Source organism: Vitreoscilla sp. C1 (assembly GCF_002951955.2).
Lineage (GTDB): Bacteria > Pseudomonadota > Gammaproteobacteria > Burkholderiales > Neisseriaceae > Vitreoscilla > Vitreoscilla stercoraria.
The window spans coordinates 181,954-200,405 of the sequence record NZ_CP019644.2 but is presented as its reverse complement, the minus strand read 5'-3'; the positions used below and the strand labels follow the sequence as shown (position 1 = coordinate 200,405).

The window sequence follows — 18,452 nt, the reverse complement described above, 5'->3', positions numbered from 1 at the left end:
TGGTGTATGACGAACAAATGAAGAAGGCGTATCCTGTTGATTGATTTCCGACCAAAGATTTCAACCAACAAAAGGAATACGCCATGACTGATTCTAACCCAAATGCATTCGTACAACCACAGCAAACATTCAATGACCCATTGACCGATTTGCTGCGTCAGGGAGCCAGGGAGTTGATTGCCAAAGCAGTTGAAACCGAATTGCAGATTTTGCTGGAGCAACACTCACCCAAGAAACTTCCCGATGGTCGCCAAGCATTGGTCAGAAATGGTTATTTGCCGGAACGAACAGTGCAGACTGGCATTGGTGATGTACAGGTGAAAGTGCCGAAGGTACGAGATCGCAGTGGTGACGGTGTGTGTTTCAACAGTCAATTGTTGCCGCCTTATTTGAAACGTACCAAAAGCATCGAAGAATTGCTGCCATGGCTGTATTTGAAAGGCATTTCCACAGGTGACCACCAACAAGCTTTGGCGGCTGTATTGGGAGAGCAGGCCAAAGGCTTGTCAGCCAATACCATCAGTCGTTTGAAGCAACATTGGACGGACGAACATCGGCAATGGAGCCAGCGGGATTTAAAGGGCAAACGCTATGTGTATTGGTGGGCCGATGGCATTTACAGCAATGTGCGATTGGACGATAGACTGTGTTTGCTGGTCATCATTGGTGTGACTGATCAAGGACATAAAGAGTTGGTGGCGGTTGAAGATGGTTATCGGGAATCTGAAGTCAGTTGGTCAGAAGTGTTGATAGGCTTGCGTTTGAGGGGTTTGGAAACCAGTCCAAAATTGGCGGTCGGCGATGGTGCGTTGGGCTTTTGGAATGCCATGGCCAAGTCTTATCCAGACACCAAACATCAGCGCTGTTGGGTGCACAAAACGGCCAATGTGTTGGCAGCCGTACCCAAATCGGTACAAGGCAAATTGCGAGAGGCTTTGAAAGAAATTTGGATGGCCGAAACCAAAGAAAGTGCAGAACAAGCCTTCAAACAAACAGTGGCTCGCTTTGGTGACAAATACCCCAAAGCCATTAACAAACTGGTGAAGGATGAAGAAGAGTTATTGGCATTCTATGACTTTCCAAATGTGCATTGGACGCACATCCGCACCACCAACCCGATTGAATCCACGTTTGCTACCGTACGATTGCGTAGTAAGCGGGCTAAAAACTGCGGTTCCAGAGAAACCACTTTGGCGATGGTGTACAAATTATTGGAAACGGCCCAAAAGCGTTGGCGCCGGATTCAAGGATTCAACTTATTGACCTTGGTGGTCAACAACGTCATCTTCAAAGATGGCAAGCAGGAAGACGAGCAATCAACAGAGAAAGCGGCCTGAATGCCATACACCAGATTTGACAATAACTCCGCTGGCGTTTGGTTGAAACAGCATGGCATTTGAATGTGAACCGCCAATTGATCGCGGTAAAACATGACCAAAATGAAAATATTTTCTATGTGGAAAATGAATTTCAACGTACCAATATTACCAGTTCACGCAATGCATTAAATGGTTACCAAAAAGGCCACTGTTTTTATTGCTTTGATGAAATCAAAATCACACCATTGGCCCCACAATTGGCAGACGTTGACCATTTTTTCCCACATATCTTAAAAGGTGAGTTGCGCCATACCAATTTAGATGGTGTTTGGAATTTGGTCTTAGCCTGTCCTGATTGCAATCGCGGTATTGGTGGCAAGTTTGCCAAAATCCCTTCATTGGCATTACTCAAACGCTTACACAAGCGCAATGAGTATCTGATTTTTAGTCACCACCCTTTACGTGAAACCCTAATACAACAAACTGGACACAATGAGGCCACACGCCAACAATTTTTACAGCAATGCTTTAATGTATCCAAAGCACGTTTAATCCATACATGGCAACCACAAGCCAAAAGAGAGGCACTGTTTTGAATCAAACCATTCAATACTATGATGAACACGCCCAAGAATTTTATGCTGATACAGTTAATGTAAGTATGGATAATGTGTATGGCCAATTCTTAAGCCATTTGCCTACTACAGGCCGCTTGTTAGATGTTGGTTGTGGTTCTGGCCGTGATGCTCATTATTTCAAGCAACAAGGGTATGAAGTGATTGCTATGGACGCTTCTATAACCCTATGTGAATTGGCTTCAAAATTACTCAATCAACCTGTATTAAACATGCAATTTCAAGACATCCATTGGCAAAATCATTTTCATGGCATTTGGGCATGTGCTTCTTTGCTGCATTGCCCTGAAAATGAATTACCTGAGGTTTTAAGAAAATTACAGGACGCTTTAATAATAGGTGGCGTGATGTATGTTTCTTTTAAGTACGGTGATAGCTCAAGGGAAAAAGGCGGCAGGATTTTTACAGATATGAATGAAAATACCTTACAAGTTGCTATAAATAGTTTGAATTTACAAATAAAAAAACTTTGGAAAACATCAGATAATCGCGTAGATAAAAATGATATTTGGATAAATTGTTTACTTGTAAAGTATTGAAGCTAAAGTCCTTATAAGATTAAAAAAATTTAATCTAAATAACAATTTTTAAAGCTAAGTTCAATCTATACTAATTCATAGTAAATTTGACTTTAGGATCTCATGTCTGATAAAAATATTCCATTTAAATAACAAGGCTCGAAATATGTATGAAATAAGACCGGAATCATTAATAACTTTTGTAACTGACTCTAATATTAAATTACCAAGATTTCAACGTAAACAAACATGGGACGATAAAAAAAATTTTGAATTATGTATTTCTTTATTTAAAGAATATCCAATTGGTGTAACTATTTTAAATATTGATAACACTCAGAATCATACAACTAGATGGTTATTAGACGGTCGTCAGAGAAGAAATGCACTTACTCAATTTTATAATGATCCTGAAAATATTTATAACTGGGCTAAAAAATATATTGGTTTTCTAAACAAAGATCAACCAGATGAAGTCGAAAAAAAGTTCTGGGAAAAAATTACTGAATATCTCGAAGATGAGGAAATTATATCTGCTGAAGTAGAACAAAAAAACTCTTCGGTCAATGCTATAGAAGATAATTCGGAAGCTGATCCAAGCCTAGAAGATTCAGAAAATTCTGATATTCCTACACAAAATCTATATGGGTTAAATTTATTAATACGTATTATCAGGCTAACTCACCATAAAGATAAAATTTCTAATGGATTTACAAGACCATTTAATTTTACTGAATACTCTTCAAATTTATCTTATGTTGAATACGATTTAGGCAAACCGAAATTAAACTCTAGAAAGGTTAAATCTTTTGTTAATGAATATAAGAATTATTGTCGTGATGAAAATCTAGATTTTTCTGAAAAAGATAGTTTTGAGTTGTTTACTTTATCAAGAGCACATATTCCTGAAGAAAAGCATCCTCAATTCAAAGTCTTAATGAATCGTAATTGGCCTAACATTTGGGAACGAATCGACATTCTAGAAAGAATTAATACGCTTTATACCAACTCTAAAATAGGTTTGATTGAAGTTAAGAATTTAGAAGCAAGTGATTCACAAAAAATTTTCAATATTATTAATTCTAAAGGTACAACTTTAACGGCTGTTGAAATTCTTTCTGCAAAACCTAGCTGGAATAAAGTAATTAAAGATCCAATTGAGGAACAATTACAAGCTACTCAAAATTTGTATAAAAACATTGGTGTAAAAAATGAGGGTATTGTGAAGTGGGACTTAGCAGCAACAGTTTTGGATAGAATTAACTCTACTGAATTTTTCTTTAAAAAATTTTCAGATTCAAACAGTGATTTTGAGAAAAAATTAACTACTGGATTTAAATTACTTTCAGGTATTTTTAATGAAGGCATTAAAAAAGATGATATTGATCAATTAGGCACAAAAAATATTGATTGGCATAAGGATTATGAATTACTGATATCTGATTTAAATAATATGTATGGCAATATACATAAATTCGCTTACTTCAAATTTTTAAAAAGCTACCATTTTTCCATAATGGATTATTTAAGTGATGCAATTTCCTTAAATTTCTCAATATTAATGTATAAAGATTGGAAAAGAAAAAGTACTCCCAACAATAATCAAACAGAAAAAAAATTTCAAAAAAATGCATTTATTTTATTAGATCGTTTAATCTTCGAATATGTCACACGACAATGGCGTGGCTCAAGTGATGGTATTATCGCTAGGAATATTGGAGCTTTTAATCAAAATCCAGAGGTCTTTGAAAGTATTCCTAAAGAGAAATGGCTTGAGCTTTTAAATGAGATATTTAATGAAAACTCAATTTTAAGTGAGAAATTTACTAATAAAAAGATTTTAGAACCTTTACTTTTACACTTCTATGCATTATCAAGTATTGATGGCCCATATGGTAATGATTCTTTAGAAGTAGATCATATCTATCCACAATCGTTATTCTCAAATTGTTCTTTAGCTAATAAAGAATCATTACAACATAATCTCTTTAATCTATGTGTTTTACCCAAAAAAGAGAATATTGCAAAGGGCAAGAAAACGTTAGCAGCAATTGAAGATTCATGGTTAAAAAGCCAAATTACAAAATTTACTTTTATAGAACCAGATGAATTTTCAGAGTTTTCAAATCTAAATAATCTTGAAAAATTAAAAGAAAAACGCAGTAAAATTATATTAACAGCATATGATATTAAAAGGGATGATATATTAAATAATTAGAATTGAAGGATTTTTCATTCAGAAATAAATTTCTAAGTTATTTTATAGGCTAAAAAGATCATTATGTTTTCACTTTTTAGTTTTGGGGGCAAATTTGGGGGCAAGGAAAAAATTGATTGTTATATTTATCCATATAAATCAATGATTTTAATGTTTTGTACGAAAGACCCCGCCTCCACCAAATGCAGTAATCAAGGGTTATCAGTTATGCTGGTAGCCCTTGTTTTTATTGGGTTTCAGGCTAATTTCACACGCTGGAATGTTCTGCAATATGCTGGACTGCGCATCAAGTTTAGGGTAACAGACAACAAATACCCTATAAACTTATCATAAATTAAAATTATTAGGGTAACTTGTTCAAAGCCTTACCACATGCACAATGGCAAAGTATCGGACTGGAGATGACCCCATACTGATTATAAAATTATCAATATAAATAATGCTGCTATTCCTAAAAAGAGATAACAGCATTATTTGATGAGGCTTGTTTTATAGATTCAGGACAACAAACTGAGATATAAGTGCTAAACTTTTTTACTTAAATTCCTAGTCCCTGACCCTCTTCCTTAAAAACAAATCAAAAATCCATCACTTACTTAGACTTAGGTCGAGCATGAGTGGTTTTGGCAGTATGACGACGCTGATGCGGCGTGCCATCTTTTGCTGGCTTCGAACGAGTTTGAGAAACGCTGACTGCTGCCCGTTTGTGGCTTTCGCTACGCTCTCCCTCACGCTTAGAAGTCACACCATCTTTTTTAAGCGTGTTTGGTTTTTTAGCATGACGAGGTGTTCGTGGTTTTTGTTCAGTAACATTCTCACGCTCAACAACATGATGGTTTTCTTTCGGCTGCTTTAATTTTTTTGGTTTTTTTGGCTTACGAGGACGAGAAATAGGCAAAGCCACTTGTGGCTTGAAGCCTTGTAACTCACGACGCTCAATGATATTACCAATCAAACCTTCAATACCTTCTAAATCTTCCAGCTCTTCCGCACATACCAAAGAAATGGCTTCACCACTGGCACCTGCACGACCTGTACGACCAATACGGTGAACATAATCAGCGGCTACATTTGGCAATTCAAAATTGACAACATGTGGCAACTGTTCAATGTCTAAGCCACGTGCAGCAATATCGGTTGCCACCAAGACACGAATATCACCGCTTTTAAATTCTGCTAAGGCACGAGTACGAGCGCCTTGGCTTTTATTACCATGAATGGCCATAGCGGTAATGCCTTCTTCATTCAGATAAGTTGCCAAACGGTTGGCACCATGTTTGGTGCGCATAAATACCAAGACTTGCTGCCACTGATTGGTCTGCAATAAATTGGCCAACATCGCTGGCTTGCGTTTTTTATCCGCAGGAATCACCCACTGCGCTACCGTATGAGCAGTGCTGTTTCGTGGACTGACGTCAATTTCGATTGGGTCATGTACCAAAGCACGAGCCAAATCCCGAATTTCTAATGAAAATGTTGCTGAAAATAATAAGTTTTGACGCTGATTCGGCAGCAAAGCCAAAACCTTTTTAATGTCATGAATAAAACCCATATCGAGCATGCGATCGGCTTCATCCAACACTAAAAATTCTACTTGATCAAAACGCACTGCATTTTGTTGGTACAAATCCAGCAAGCGGCCTGGACATGCCACCAACACATCCACGCCTCGACGCAATGCACGCATTTGCGGATTGATACTCACGCCGCCATAAACCACAGCCGCTTTTAAATCTAAGTACTTGCTATATGCGGTGACATTTTCACCAATTTGTGCAGCCAACTCACGCGTTGGTGTTAATACCAATGCGCGGCAACGATTGGCATGAGCAGGTTGTCCATCTAATAAGCGTTGTAACATAGGCAAAGTAAAACCAGCCGTTTTACCTGTGCCTGTTTGGGCTGCTGCCATCACATCTCGCCCCGCAATGATGGCAGGAATCGCCTCAGCTTGTACGGGAGAGGGTGTGGTATAACCTTGTTCAGAAACCGCGCGCAAGATAGGTTCGGCAAGGCCGAGTTCAGAGAATTGAGTCATTAATTTGGTATCTATGGTAGTGCTGACTGAAGAGCAATGTAGGATGGTGCCAGCTACCAAAACTACTGAATGTTGAAATTCAACAAAGGCATGGACTGTACTGGAAACCCTTTAAAGCGTCCAGTAAAGAGACCAATAAAACCATATGATGTATCTTAGCGGCCTGTAAACTATTTATGAGCAAAGCTTCAATCCGCTCACACCAATACACTATAAATATTCATCAGATTCCAATTCAATATTCAAGCATCATGGTTTGATTGAGTGAATCAGCATGCATCTTACACATACTTCACCATATTTTACTTTTAACTTGGCTTATAAAAAATCTGAAAGACAAGAAGATTTTATATTGAGCCGCTAACACAGCAATGTTACATTGCCGCCATCTTAATCATGGCAAAAGAGACATCATGTTGACTGACCATCTTCTTTCTAGCTTATCCATTGCTTTTATCATCATTTTGGTTCTGCTCATCTGCATGACCATCTTCAAAAAAATCAAATCGCCTGCTGGTAAAGGTGCCATAGGCGAAAATTTATTAAAATTACATTTACGTAAGCTTGGCACTAAAAAATACCAAGTTCTCAACAATGTGACTTTACCTACCGACGATGGCACGACCCAAATCGACCATATTGTTTTAAGCCCTTTTGGATTGTTTGTCATTGAAACCAAAAACATGCAAGGTTGGATTTTTGGCGAGTCACATCAAGCCCAATGGACACAAAAGTTTCCCACTCAATCCTTTTCATTTCAAAATCCCTTGCGCCAAAATTACAAACACACACAAACATTGATTGAAAGCCTTAATTTAAAGCCCTCTACCGTCCACTCCATCATTGCATTTCACGAAAAAGCCAAATTTAAACAGCCTCGTATTCAAAATGTTTTGTATTTTAATGAAGTGGTTTCTTATATTCAGCAACATCAAAAAACAGTATTTTCAACCGCAGAAATATCGAGCTATAGTCATTTCTGGTGTATGACGAACAAATGAAGAAGGCGTATCCTGTTGATTGATTTCCGACCAAAGATTTCAACCAACAAAAGGAATACGCCATGACTGATTCTAACCCAAATGCATTCGTACAACCACAGCAAACATTCAATGACCCATTGACCGATTTGCTGCGTCAGGGAGCCAGGGAGTTGATTGCCAAAGCAGTTGAAACCGAATTGCAGATTTTGCTGGAGCAACACTCACCCAAGAAACTTCCCGATGGTCGCCAAGCATTGGTCAGAAATGGTTATTTGCCGGAACGAACAGTGCAGACTGGCATTGGTGATGTACAGGTGAAAGTGCCGAAGGTACGAGATCGCAGTGGTGACGGTGTGTGTTTCAACAGTCAATTGTTGCCGCCTTATTTGAAACGTACCAAAAGCATCGAAGAATTGCTGCCATGGCTGTATTTGAAAGGCATTTCCACAGGTGACCACCAACAAGCTTTGGCGGCTGTATTGGGAGAGCAGGCCAAAGGCTTGTCAGCCAATACCATCAGTCGTTTGAAGCAACATTGGACGGACGAACATCGGCAATGGAGCCAGCGGGATTTAAAGGGCAAACGCTATGTGTATTGGTGGGCCGATGGCATTTACAGCAATGTGCGATTGGACGATAGACTGTGTTTGCTGGTCATCATTGGTGTGACTGATCAAGGACATAAAGAGTTGGTGGCGGTTGAAGATGGTTATCGGGAATCTGAAGTCAGTTGGTCAGAAGTGTTGATAGGCTTGCGTTTGAGGGGTTTGGAAACCAGTCCAAAATTGGCGGTCGGCGATGGTGCGTTGGGCTTTTGGAATGCCATGGCCAAGTCTTATCCAGACACCAAACATCAGCGCTGTTGGGTGCACAAAACGGCCAATGTGTTGGCAGCCGTACCCAAATCGGTACAAGGCAAATTGCGAGAGGCTTTGAAAGAAATTTGGATGGCCGAAACCAAAGAAAGTGCAGAACAAGCCTTCAAACAAACAGTGGCTCGCTTTGGTGACAAATACCCCAAAGCCATTAACAAACTGGTGAAGGATGAAGAAGAGTTATTGGCATTCTATGACTTTCCAAATGTGCATTGGACGCACATCCGCACCACCAACCCGATTGAATCCACGTTTGCTACCGTACGATTGCGTAGTAAGCGGGCTAAAAACTGCGGTTCCAGAGAAACCACTTTGGCGATGGTGTACAAATTATTGGAAACGGCCCAAAAGCGTTGGCGCCGGATTCAAGGATTCAACTTATTGACCTTGGTGGTCAACAACGTCATCTTCAAAGATGGCAAGCAGGAAGACGAGCAATCAACAGAGAAAGCGGCCTGAATGCCATACACCAGATTTGACAATAACTCAGAAATATCCGCCATACACCATAAAATACAGGCAATAAGAAAACCCAATACCCGTAAAACTCAAAATGACCACATTCAACATTTAAAAAACAAACATACACCCCAAAAGCCTTAACACAATATTTAAAGCAACGCCTTTATCCAGTCTTGCCACAATCAATGCCTATGGATAGAACATCATCTATTTCACAAAGTGAAACCAGATGTTGTTCTATCTATATCAAATCCAAAATCCATTCATATATTGAAATATTTAATTCAAAACAATCTATTCTAAATAAAATATAATATTTCAAAAAAATTTTCATATTTGCAAGATAAAATCATAAAACCACCAATTAACCAATATAACGTATCTATTCTATTTACAAAAATACTCATTTGTAATATATTTACAACATATCAACAATTCCACATTATAAAAATCCATCATGAAATTTTTAGTTTTAGTACCGATGCTTTTGGCATCCGCATCATTGATTGCAGCACCGATTACCTCTAACAGCAGCAGCAATGATTGGTCCAAAGCTTCAGCATCTGAACGCTCAGAATATGCCAAATATGTTATCAAAAGCTTAGACGGTAAATACCAAGCAGAGACTTTGATTAGCTGCATCACCAAAGACTTTACAGATTCTCGTAACCAAGTATTCAAAATCAGTAAAATTGCAGGTGGTTGTCATACCAATTTATCTGCAAAATAAATTGACTCAATGCATGCCACCTACTTAACAGGTGGTATTTTTTTATGCTTAATAACAAAAAAATCCCACCGATTTGAGATGGGATTCATATCAATCTAAATAGTCTATCGAGTCATAGCAATCGCATTTAAGATAATGTCTGCCGCTTTTCGGATTTGGTTTTCGGTAATGTTGACAGGTGGCGACAAACGGAAACTATACGGATGCGACAAAAACCAAAAACTAATCAAACCTTCTTCCAAGCATTTCAACACCACTTTGGTCACACGCTCAGCCGATGCCATATCAAAAGCAAACATCATACCAATACGGCGAATGGCAAGAATTTCAGGATTTTGACTGATTAAGTCTTCCAGTAATTGCCCCAAACGCTCAACTTCCACAAAATCAATATCCTCTTCAAACACATTCAAAGTCGCCAATGCACTTGCTGCAATCACAGGATTGCCGCCGAAAGTGGTGATGTGCCCTAACATGGGGTCGTGGGTGAACAATTGCATGTTTTCATAAGACGATACCAAAGCGCCAATAGGCAAGCCACCGCCCAAAGCCTTGCCCAAAGTCAAAATATCAGGCACCACACCGCTGTGTTCAAACGCAAACATTTTGCCTGTGCGCCCCATGCCACATTGGATTTCATCGAAAATCAATTGCGCTCCGACCTCATTACAACGCTGACGCAAAGCATGCAAAAATTCAGGCGACGACACGCGCACACCAGCATCGCCTTGCACCGTTTCCAAAATCACACCTGCGGTTTTTTCAGTAATGTATTGCAACGCAGCCATGTCATTGTGTTCTAAAAAATGCACATCTGGCAGCAAGGGTTTGAATGGGATTTTTTTGCTTTCATTGGCAGACACCGACAAAGAGCCATGTGTATTGCCATGGTACGAACCTTTAAACGCCAACAATTGCGAGCGGCCTGTAATGCGTTTAGCAAGCTTCAAAGCCGCTTCATTCGCTTCGGTACCTGAATTGACCGAATACACGCAATTGAGCGATGCAGGCAACATAGATGCCAATTTTTTAGAAAATGCCACAGGCGCTTCTTGAATGAATTCGCCATACACCATCACGTGCAAATATTGATCCACTTGGCATTTAATCGCATCAACCACCTTGGGATGGCGATGTCCTATATTGTTCACAGACACGCCTGCAATCATGTCCATATAGCGTTTGCCATCGGTGGTGTAAATATACAAACCTTCGGCTTTTTCAACATTGAGTAAATAAGGATGCGGATTGGTTGGAGCTTGGTATTGCAAAAAATCTTCTTGGCTTGCCATCGTTCTCACTCAAAAATCATTCATAAAATATGAACGATTGTAACACCATCATTCACATCACTCATGGCGTTAAAAAAGCGTCCTGTAAGCTTTACAGGACGCTTCAATGCTTTGAAAGCATTCAATCCATATTATGGATATTGAATCACCGCATAAGCGGAATGGTTGTGGATGGATTCAAAGTTTTCACTTTCCACTGTGAACGCCAGCACACGCTCATCGTCACGCAAAGTCGCTGCCACATCACGCACCATGTCTTCTACGAATTTTGGATTTTCATAAGCACGTTCGGTCACATATTTTTCATCAGGACGTTTTAACAAACCATACAATTGACAAGACGCTTGTTCTTCCACAATATCAATCAATTCATCCACTTGAATACCGCCTGTGTGAGTCAAATTGATGGTCACGTGTGAGCGTTGGTTGTGCGCGCCATATTGTGAAATTTCTTTGGAACATGGGCACAAGCTGGTCACAGGAATCAACACTTGCAATTGCGATTGGTATTGACCGTCTTTGATTTCACCCACCACACGCACATCGTAATCTAACAAGCTTTTAATGCCTGAAATCGGTGCGGTTTTACTGCGAAAATAAGGAAACGACATATCCAAGCGGCCTGAATGTGAATCCAAGCGTTGTAACATGTCTTGCGTCAAACGCTGCAATTGCGCTGCATCCAAAACCGTTTGTGCTTCATCTTCCATCAATTGCACAAAACGTGACATGTGCGTGCCTTTTTGGTCAGCAGGCAAAAATACAGTCATGGTCAAATTCGCAACAGTGGTTTGCGGACCACTTGCTGTTGCGATATGAATCGGGAAACGCAAATTTTTAATGCCTACTTGTTGAATCGGCAAATTGCGGCTGTCGACGCTGCTTTGTACGTCAGGAATAGCATTCATGAATGATGAACCTTTATGATGTGATGCGTGCGGCTTTTTAATATGGGCTCAAAATAGCCGATTTCAATCAAAATCGGGACTACTCTGGCATAAACTCCGCGCTAGTATAGCAATAGCAAAAATAGTTGAGCAAATTAGTAGGCTTTAATAGTCGATAGTTTCTCTTTAATTGTCGATTTCAGACCATTTAAGCATGAGCTTATGGCTTCTAAGCCTTAGCCAAGATATGCAATAAGGTTTATGATAAACATTTCTTTGAACGATGTTGATGCGAAAGTTGGAACATGAAATTTGCCACCGAAGCCATACACAGCAGTTACGATCCTGATGACCACAACCGCGCCATCATGCCACCGATTTACCAAAACTCAATGTTTGCTTTAAAGGAAATCGGTGAAAATACCCCGTTTCGTTATGCCCGCGTCTCCAACCCAACTCGCCAAGTCTTAGAAGACACGATGGCGGCTTTGGAAAAAGGTCATAGCGGTATGGCATTTGCCAGTGGCATGGGTGGCATTGATTGTATTTGGCGCACGATTTTAAAACCCGGCGACACCATTTTAGCAGTGCAAGACATTTACGGCGGCGCGTATGATTTGCTGGTCGATGTGTACGCACATTGGGGCATCCAAGTCGTGTTTGCCAATTTGACCGAATTGAGCCAAGTCGAGCCTTTATTGCAACAACACAAACCTGCTTTGGTGTGGCTAGAATCGCCAAGCAATCCGCTTTTGCGCTTGGTGGATATTCAAGCCATTTGCACTTTGGCGCACCAATATGGCGCGTCGGTAGGCTTTGACAACACTTTTGCCACGCCTTATTTACAGCAGCCCATCACTTTGGGCGTGGATGTGGTGTTTCATTCCGCCACCAAATATTTGTGCGGCCATTCTGATGTGACCATGGGCATCGTCGTGGTCAAAGAAGCGGCTTTGGCCAAACGCATGCGCAATATGCAGATCATGACCGGTTCGATTGCCGCGCCTATGGATTGTGCGTTTGTGCTTCGTGGCATCAAAACTTTGAGCGTGCGCATGGACCGTCATTTGCTCAATGCACAAATCATTGCCGAGCGTTTACAAACACACGCAGCAGTGGAAAAAGTGTTTTATCCAGGTTTGGCATCGCACGAACACCATGAATTGGCGCAAACGCAAATGAATGGTTTTGGTGGCGTGGTGTCGGTGTATTTGAAAAACGATAGCCGTGAAGCCTCCAACCAAGTCATCAAAGCTTTGGAAATGTTGTTGATGGCACCGAGCTTAGGCGGCGTAGAAAGTTTGGTCAACCACAGCGCCAGCCAATCGCACAGCGGCATGAGTACCGAAGTCAAAGATGCGTTGGGCATTCGTGAAGGTTTGCTGCGTTTTTCCATTGGCATTGAAGATGTGGAAGACATTTGGAATGACATCCAACAAGCCTTAAATGCAACTTTGTAATCGCTATATGTCAATATCAAGCGTCCTGTAAACATTTACAGGACGCTTTTTTAATTGTATAAAAACATACTCGTTCACATTTACCCTAGCCTCAGAAACACCCTACGCTCCACGCCATTCGCAATTTGTCACTATCTGCTCACATTGAGCGCAATATTCTGTCTTTTGCATGAAAAATATTGCAAAACATTGCCAGCAATGGCTTTTTACACGTTAATATGCAATTTAAATTTTTTGCGCTTCCCTTTTTTCGACTTTCAGCCACAGGAGTATTCCATGACCGAACAAGAAAACCAAGCCATCATGACCATCGCCGTCATGGCAGCATTTGCCGATGGTTCCAAACACAGCAGCGAGCGCAAGCAATTGAGTACCATTGCTTCGAGTCTAGGCTTAGACAATCAAGTGCAACTGCTACAAATCGACCAAGCCGTATTGCGCCAATTGACACAATTGCAAGACTTAGCCGCGCAATTGAACAGTGATGGTTCCAAGATGTTGGCATATGAAATGGCTGTGGGCGTGTGTGAAGCCGATGGCAACATCAGCACTGCCGAGCAAATATTTTTACAACAGTTAAAAGATGCTTTTGGGATTAATAATCCAGTTGACATTGAAAGCCATGCCTCAGACATTGGCAATACGCAGATTTCGCCACAAAACCAAGATATTTTTCACAATGCGGTCAACCAAGTATCGTTAGCAGGCACCACGCTCAATCAAGCGCCCACTTCTCCAAGCCCACTCAAACGCATCGATACCGATTTAGAAGCGGCCATCAATTCTCGCATTTTAAAAGCTTCTGTCATTAATGGTGCTTTGGAATTGTTGCCACAAACGGCAGCCAGCATGGCGATTATTCCATTACAAATGCGCTTGGTATACAGCATTGGACAAGAGTTTGGCTATGATTTGGACAAAGGGCATATCAAAGATTTGCTCACTGCGATGGGCGTGGGTGTGACATCGCAATACTTAGAGCAAGCTGGCATCAAATTGTTGGGTACGGTTTTGGGTACACTGCGCAACAGTTTGGGCGGCAAATTGGGCAAAACTTTGACCAATGTGGTCGGCAAAGCGGGCAATCAAGCCATCAGCTCGGGCATGAGTTTTGCCTCGACTTATGCACTCGGACACGTTGCCAAAGAGTATTACGCAGGCGGTCGCCAATTCAGCACTTCGGTTTTGAAAGACACTTACGCGCGCTTGGTACAAGAAGGCGTGTCCATCCAACCGCAATACCAAGAACAAATCCGCCAACAATCCAAAACTTTGGACATGGGTAAAATCATGCAAATGGTCAAAGGACAATAAGAATTGCTTTGACTTAAACGACTGTCACCATCAATCATCAGCGTCCTGTAAAGTTTTACAGGACGCTGATTTAATTAATCCTTAAAAATTGAGCCGCCATGTTGTCACACCATTTTCACCTCAAACCCACCCCTTCTTGGCCTGCTTTAATCACGCTTAACAGCCTTTTGGCAATGGTGTCTTATTTCGGTGGCTTAAGTGTTTTTTTGAAAACCGTGCTGGTCATTGGTTTGTTTTTATTTTTCAAAGCCAAAGTCCAATCATTCGATGGCTATGTTCGGCGCTTTATGCTGATTTTATTTTTGGCGCTGTTGTTTTGGCCTTATGTGGTGCCCCAATCATGGCAGTCGCCCTTGTTGGTGTTTTTAGAATGGGGCTTCATTCCCGTCTTACTCATCTTGGTATGGGCAATAGATTATGCCAGTATGAAAATGCGACCTGAAAGCCATGTCGTCACACCTTATGCAACGGTAATCGCCCCTTTGGATTCGATGCGCATGCCTTTGTATGTCAGCACCATCTTATTCAGTTTGGCTTATACCATCAGTCTGCGGTTGATTGTGACGATGTTTACGAGCAGTTGGCATTGGGGTCAATGGATTGTGAGCGCATTGTTGGTCGGTTTCACTATTCTTTGCGCCCTTGCTCATCAAGACACCTTAACCAAACAACAACGCATTGATGCACAAGGCGGCGAATGGATGCGCATTGATTCAACTGGCATCCAAATGCAATCTTGGCACAACCCTAATATTGACAATGGTCTGAAACAAGGCTGCATGCAGCAAGAATTTTTTCCATGGCAAGACATTGTAATGTTTGATTATGCCAAAGACGGTGCCGTTGCAGCGATTAAAAGTAAACCGCCGCATTATGAAAACCGCACTTTGTACATTCCGCTGGTCGCACCGTTTTACAATTTGAATGAGTTATTTGAGTATTTGCAACAAATGAAACAAAAGTTTGGCTAAACACATTTGCATAAGCAAAAACAACACAAAAGCGTCCTGTAAACTGTTACAGGACGCTTTGATAAACACCAAGGCTTTAAAATGTGTTTTGCGAATCAGCTGCATCGGTTTCATTCAAAAAGCCTTCTTTGATGCTCTCAGGCAAACCCTTGTGCCACCATGCATAAATGGTTGCTTGAATGTGTTCGTCTTCTTCTTCGTCTTGATAAGGCTCATCGTCTTTACGCACCAATTGACCTTGTTCATTGAATTTGAACCAAAATTCCCACGGATCGTCATCGCCACAACCCCATGCTTGGGCTTGAATGTCTGGCAACAAGGCTAGTAAAAATTCTAAAATCGCTTCCATGTTTTCATCGCCCATAGAGCCATGCACAAAATGGGCGATGCTATAACCTTCATGGCGATAACTGCTTTCTGGATTCAAATCAAATTCAGGCTCATCCACTTGTGACCACAACTCTTGCGCCAAACTCGCACCTTGTTCGGCATTCAACTGTGCCGCCAAAGCCAACCAAGCCGCTTCGTTGTCTTTGGCACTCAAAAACAAAGCATCCAACACATCCATGGTGTTGGTATTGGGATGTTTGTAATACAAATTGCTGTGTAACTCCATGATTTGTCCTTTGAATATGCTGGTTGAGAATGAAACCAGCCACCAATATAAATCATTCACCTTGCGCCAACAGTGCTTCTTTGATGATGCGCCACGCGTTTTCAAGCATTATTTGCTATTTATCAAATGGCTTGAACAGGGTTTTGAAGCGAAGCTCTGGAAAATGCAATCAAAGTTGGCTTAAGCAAAGTTTCAGGACGCTTCTACGATATAAACATGAAACGCATTAAAATCGAATGAATAAGCATAATCATCGGGCAAATAGCGTTGTAATAAACGCTCATACACTTGAATTTTGCGCACAGTAGCAGCATTGAAAGTGAAGTAGCGCACACGATAACGGCGCAACCACGCTTGCACAATTCCCACAACGTGTTTTAAAACCTGCCAAACAGGCACTTGATAAGCCACGTCTTCATAGATTTCATCGTCCATGAAATTAATCCAATCATCGGCTTTGGGAATGCGCACACGACGCGGGCGATTGAGTAAGGCAAAAGACAATTCTCCGTGATACAAACGCACTTCATAACGGAAATCTTGTACTTGAAAAGATTGTTGAAGATTCATGACAGACACTTTCTGAAAAAGGTTTTCATCGGTGCCAAAGTGAACACAAAAAGCGTTCAGCTCAGCCTTCTAGATTACCAAAAAACCGCGCCAAAGCCCAGTCTAAATTGCCACTTTCAGCCAATTTATTACACATTGAGCATTTTAAAACACAAAAAAATCTCCGACTGACTCAAGCAAATGATTTTGCCTATTCCCGAAAAGCATTTGACAGGCGTATACTCAACAATCTTATTGACTTAACGCTCTTGCGTCCCACATTGCAACAGGATACGCCATGAATTATCGTTTTTCAGATGCCAGTAACAACACGCCGAAATCTTTCATCCGTGAAATCTTGAAACTGACCCAAAGCGAAGACATCATTTCGTTTGCGGGCGGCTTGCCAAACAAAACCTTCTTCCCTGTCAAAGCCCTTCAAGAAGCCTCTGACAAAGTGTTGGCAAACGATGGCGCCAATTCATTGCAATATTCCACCACCGAAGGCTATTTGCCTTTGCGTGAAATGATCGCAGCACGCTACGCTGCTCGCGGTGTGAACGTAGATGTCAATCGCATTTTAATCACCACAGGTTCACAACAAGCTTTGGATTTACTCGGCAAAGTGTTTTTGAACAAAAACGATTATGTGTGTTTGGAACGCCCTAGTTATTTGGGCGCGATTCAAGCTTTTCAAATGTTCCAACCACGTTTTCAAGAAGTGGATTTGAGCCAAGACGGCATTGATTTGCCTGCTTTAGAACAAGAAATGCAACGCACAGATGCGAAATTCTTTTATGGCATCCCTAATTTCCAAAATCCAACTGGCTTGACTTACAGTTTACAAAGCCGCCAAGCGTTGGGCGAATATTTACAGCGCAGCGGCAATGTGATGGTTGAAGACGACCCTTATGGCGAATTGCGTTTTATTGGCGAACATTTGCCAAACGTGTATGCGTTTGCACCTGACAATGTGGTGTTATTGGGTTCATTCTCCAAAGTGTGCGCGCCCGGCTTGCGTTTGGGTTGGATGGTTGCCAATCCTGCGATTATGGAGCGTTTGGTGACCGCAAAACAAGCGTCTGACTTGCACACGCCGATTTTCAACCAACGCATTATGGCGCAATACATGCAAGACAACCCTTTGGATGAACACATCCAAACCATTCGCGATGCATATTTTGAGCAGCGCATGGCGATGGTTGAGGCTTTGCACGAATACATGCCTGAAGGCGTAACGTTCACTGAGCCTGAAGGCGGCATGTTCTTGTGGATTTCATTGCCAAAAAATTGCCCTGCGATGACTTTGTTCCCGATTGCAGTCAAACACAAAGTGGCTTTTGTACCTGGCGAACCATTCTCAACCGAAGGCAATACGTCTTATGACATTCGTTTGAGTTTCTGTGGTGCAGATGCGGCAACCATCAAATTGGGCGTTCAGCGTTTGGCTACTGCCATCAGCGAATTGACCAGCGCCAACACCAGCAATAACAATCAAACTGTCACCATCTAACAATAGATTCACAGCCATAATGACCAAGCGTCCTGTAAAAGTTTACAGGACGCTTGGTTTTTAACAGCTGAA

At 41.2% G+C, this 18,452-nt stretch carries 16 protein-coding genes; 11 read left to right on the top strand and 5 right to left on the bottom strand.

Going from position 1 to position 18,452, the window contains the following annotated elements:
- Positions 1–83 precede the first annotated feature (83 nt).
- The 4 genes from ADP71_RS01010 to ADP71_RS00995 all read left to right on the top strand — a co-directional run bounded on the left by ADP71_RS01010 (position 84) and on the right by ADP71_RS00995 (position 4,690).
- Positions 84–1,337 carry an IS256 family transposase gene (locus tag ADP71_RS01010; protein WP_104931213.1) on the top strand — a complete coding sequence of 418 codons (1,254 nt, stop codon included), beginning with the start codon at positions 84–86 and terminating at the stop codon, positions 1,335–1,337.
- Between the two features lie 65 nt (positions 1,338–1,402).
- The gene (locus ADP71_RS01005) at positions 1,403–1,915 is read left to right on the top strand and encodes an HNH endonuclease domain-containing protein (RefSeq protein ID WP_216604021.1); all 513 of its coding nucleotides are present in this window, start codon (positions 1,403–1,405) and stop codon (positions 1,913–1,915) included.
- Positions 1,912–2,493: a class I SAM-dependent methyltransferase gene (locus ADP71_RS01000; RefSeq protein WP_158667040.1), complete on the top strand. Its 582-nt coding sequence runs from the start codon at positions 1,912–1,914 to the stop codon at positions 2,491–2,493. The genes ADP71_RS01005 and ADP71_RS01000 overlap by 4 nt, the downstream gene beginning before the upstream one ends.
- Positions 2,494–2,638: 145 nt before the next feature.
- Entirely contained in the window at positions 2,639–4,690 is a 2,052-nt protein-coding gene (locus ADP71_RS00995; RefSeq protein WP_171460815.1) for a DUF262 domain-containing protein, read from the top strand.
- Between the two features lie 592 nt (positions 4,691–5,282).
- Here ADP71_RS00995 and ADP71_RS00990 read toward each other — a convergent pair.
- Entirely contained in the window at positions 5,283–6,728 is a 1,446-nt protein-coding gene (locus ADP71_RS00990) for a DEAD/DEAH box helicase (RefSeq protein ID WP_171460814.1), read from the bottom strand.
- A 413-nt stretch (positions 6,729–7,141) separates the two neighbouring features.
- On the opposite strand from ADP71_RS00990, the gene ADP71_RS00985 reads away from it, so the two are divergent.
- From ADP71_RS00985 to ADP71_RS00975, 3 genes are all read left to right on the top strand, one after another.
- Complete coding sequence (locus ADP71_RS00985) at positions 7,142–7,729, top strand: nuclease-related domain-containing protein (protein ID WP_158667038.1); 588 nt, start codon at positions 7,142–7,144, stop codon at positions 7,727–7,729.
- Between the two features lie 62 nt (positions 7,730–7,791).
- Positions 7,792–9,045 (top strand): IS256 family transposase, encoded by a 1,254-nt coding sequence (locus ADP71_RS00980; RefSeq protein ID WP_104931213.1) that lies wholly within the window; start codon positions 7,792–7,794, stop codon positions 9,043–9,045.
- Positions 9,046–9,505: 460 nt separating this feature from the next.
- Positions 9,506–9,778 (top strand): hypothetical protein, encoded by a 273-nt coding sequence (locus tag ADP71_RS00975; protein WP_104931280.1) that lies wholly within the window; start codon positions 9,506–9,508, stop codon positions 9,776–9,778.
- A gap of 104 nt (positions 9,779–9,882) precedes the next feature.
- On the opposite strand, the gene ADP71_RS00970 is transcribed toward ADP71_RS00975, so the two are convergent.
- Together ADP71_RS00970 and folE2 are read right to left on the bottom strand one after the other, a co-directional pair.
- Positions 9,883–11,070 carry an aspartate aminotransferase family protein gene (locus tag ADP71_RS00970; RefSeq protein ID WP_019958733.1) on the bottom strand — a complete coding sequence of 396 codons (1,188 nt, stop codon included), beginning with the start codon at positions 11,068–11,070 and terminating at the stop codon, positions 9,883–9,885.
- A gap of 131 nt (positions 11,071–11,201) precedes the next feature.
- Positions 11,202–11,978, bottom strand: a complete 777-nt coding sequence (gene folE2 / locus ADP71_RS00965) for a GTP cyclohydrolase FolE2 (RefSeq protein WP_019958734.1) — start codon at positions 11,976–11,978, stop codon at positions 11,202–11,204.
- Positions 11,979–12,262: 284 nt separating this feature from the next.
- On the opposite strand from folE2, the gene ADP71_RS00960 reads away from it, so the two are divergent.
- From ADP71_RS00960 to ADP71_RS00950, 3 genes are all read left to right on the top strand, one after another.
- Complete coding sequence (locus tag ADP71_RS00960; protein WP_104931279.1) at positions 12,263–13,417, top strand: trans-sulfuration enzyme family protein; 1,155 nt, start codon at positions 12,263–12,265, stop codon at positions 13,415–13,417.
- Between the two features lie 198 nt (positions 13,418–13,615).
- Positions 13,616–14,731 (top strand): DUF533 domain-containing protein, encoded by a 1,116-nt coding sequence (locus ADP71_RS00955; RefSeq protein ID WP_336234331.1) that lies wholly within the window; start codon positions 13,616–13,618, stop codon positions 14,729–14,731.
- Between the two features lie 98 nt (positions 14,732–14,829).
- Entirely contained in the window at positions 14,830–15,702 is an 873-nt protein-coding gene (locus ADP71_RS00950; RefSeq protein WP_171460813.1) for a hypothetical protein, read from the top strand.
- A gap of 76 nt (positions 15,703–15,778) precedes the next feature.
- Here the strand turns inward: ADP71_RS00950 and ADP71_RS00945 are convergent, their stop codons facing one another.
- Together ADP71_RS00945 and ADP71_RS00940 are read right to left on the bottom strand one after the other, a co-directional pair.
- Positions 15,779–16,318 (bottom strand): hypothetical protein, encoded by a 540-nt coding sequence (locus tag ADP71_RS00945; protein ID WP_019958738.1) that lies wholly within the window; start codon positions 16,316–16,318, stop codon positions 15,779–15,781.
- Between the two features lie 192 nt (positions 16,319–16,510).
- Positions 16,511–16,888: a hypothetical protein gene (locus ADP71_RS00940; RefSeq protein ID WP_019958740.1), complete on the bottom strand. Its 378-nt coding sequence runs from the start codon at positions 16,886–16,888 to the stop codon at positions 16,511–16,513.
- Positions 16,889–17,165: 277 nt separating this feature from the next.
- Here ADP71_RS00940 and ADP71_RS00935 point away from each other — a divergent pair, with 277 nt between their 5' ends.
- Complete coding sequence (locus ADP71_RS00935; RefSeq protein ID WP_019958741.1) at positions 17,166–18,380, top strand: aminotransferase-like domain-containing protein; 1,215 nt, start codon at positions 17,166–17,168, stop codon at positions 18,378–18,380.
- Positions 18,381–18,452 lie beyond the last annotated feature (72 nt).

What these genes read in the sequence shown, in the direction of transcription:
- ADP71_RS00975 (WP_104931280.1), top strand. Translation starts at nt 9,506, where the DNA reads ATGAAATTTTTAGTTTTAGTACCGATGCTTTTGGCATCCGCATCATTG.
- ADP71_RS01010 (WP_104931213.1), top strand. Translation starts at nt 84, where the DNA reads ATGACTGATTCTAACCCAAATGCATTCGTACAACCACAGCAAACATTC.
- folE2 (WP_019958734.1), bottom strand. Translation starts at nt 11,978, where the DNA reads ATGAATGCTATTCCTGACGTACAAAGCAGCGTCGACAGCCGCAATTTG.
- ADP71_RS00995 (WP_171460815.1), top strand. Translation starts at nt 2,639, where the DNA reads ATGTATGAAATAAGACCGGAATCATTAATAACTTTTGTAACTGACTCT.
- ADP71_RS00960 (WP_104931279.1), top strand. Translation starts at nt 12,263, where the DNA reads ATGAAATTTGCCACCGAAGCCATACACAGCAGTTACGATCCTGATGAC.
- ADP71_RS00945 (WP_019958738.1), bottom strand. Translation starts at nt 16,318, where the DNA reads ATGGAGTTACACAGCAATTTGTATTACAAACATCCCAATACCAACACC.
- ADP71_RS00985 (WP_158667038.1), top strand. Translation starts at nt 7,142, where the DNA reads ATGTTGACTGACCATCTTCTTTCTAGCTTATCCATTGCTTTTATCATC.
- ADP71_RS00935 (WP_019958741.1), top strand. Translation starts at nt 17,166, where the DNA reads ATGAATTATCGTTTTTCAGATGCCAGTAACAACACGCCGAAATCTTTC.
- ADP71_RS00950 (WP_171460813.1), top strand. Translation starts at nt 14,830, where the DNA reads ATGTTGTCACACCATTTTCACCTCAAACCCACCCCTTCTTGGCCTGCT.
- ADP71_RS00940 (WP_019958740.1), bottom strand. Translation starts at nt 16,888, where the DNA reads ATGAATCTTCAACAATCTTTTCAAGTACAAGATTTCCGTTATGAAGTG.
- ADP71_RS00980 (WP_104931213.1), top strand. Translation starts at nt 7,792, where the DNA reads ATGACTGATTCTAACCCAAATGCATTCGTACAACCACAGCAAACATTC.
- ADP71_RS00990 (WP_171460814.1), bottom strand. Translation starts at nt 6,728, where the DNA reads ATGACTCAATTCTCTGAACTCGGCCTTGCCGAACCTATCTTGCGCGCG.
- ADP71_RS00955 (WP_336234331.1), top strand. Translation starts at nt 13,616, where the DNA reads ATGGCTTTTTACACGTTAATATGCAATTTAAATTTTTTGCGCTTCCCT.
- ADP71_RS00970 (WP_019958733.1), bottom strand. Translation starts at nt 11,070, where the DNA reads ATGGCAAGCCAAGAAGATTTTTTGCAATACCAAGCTCCAACCAATCCG.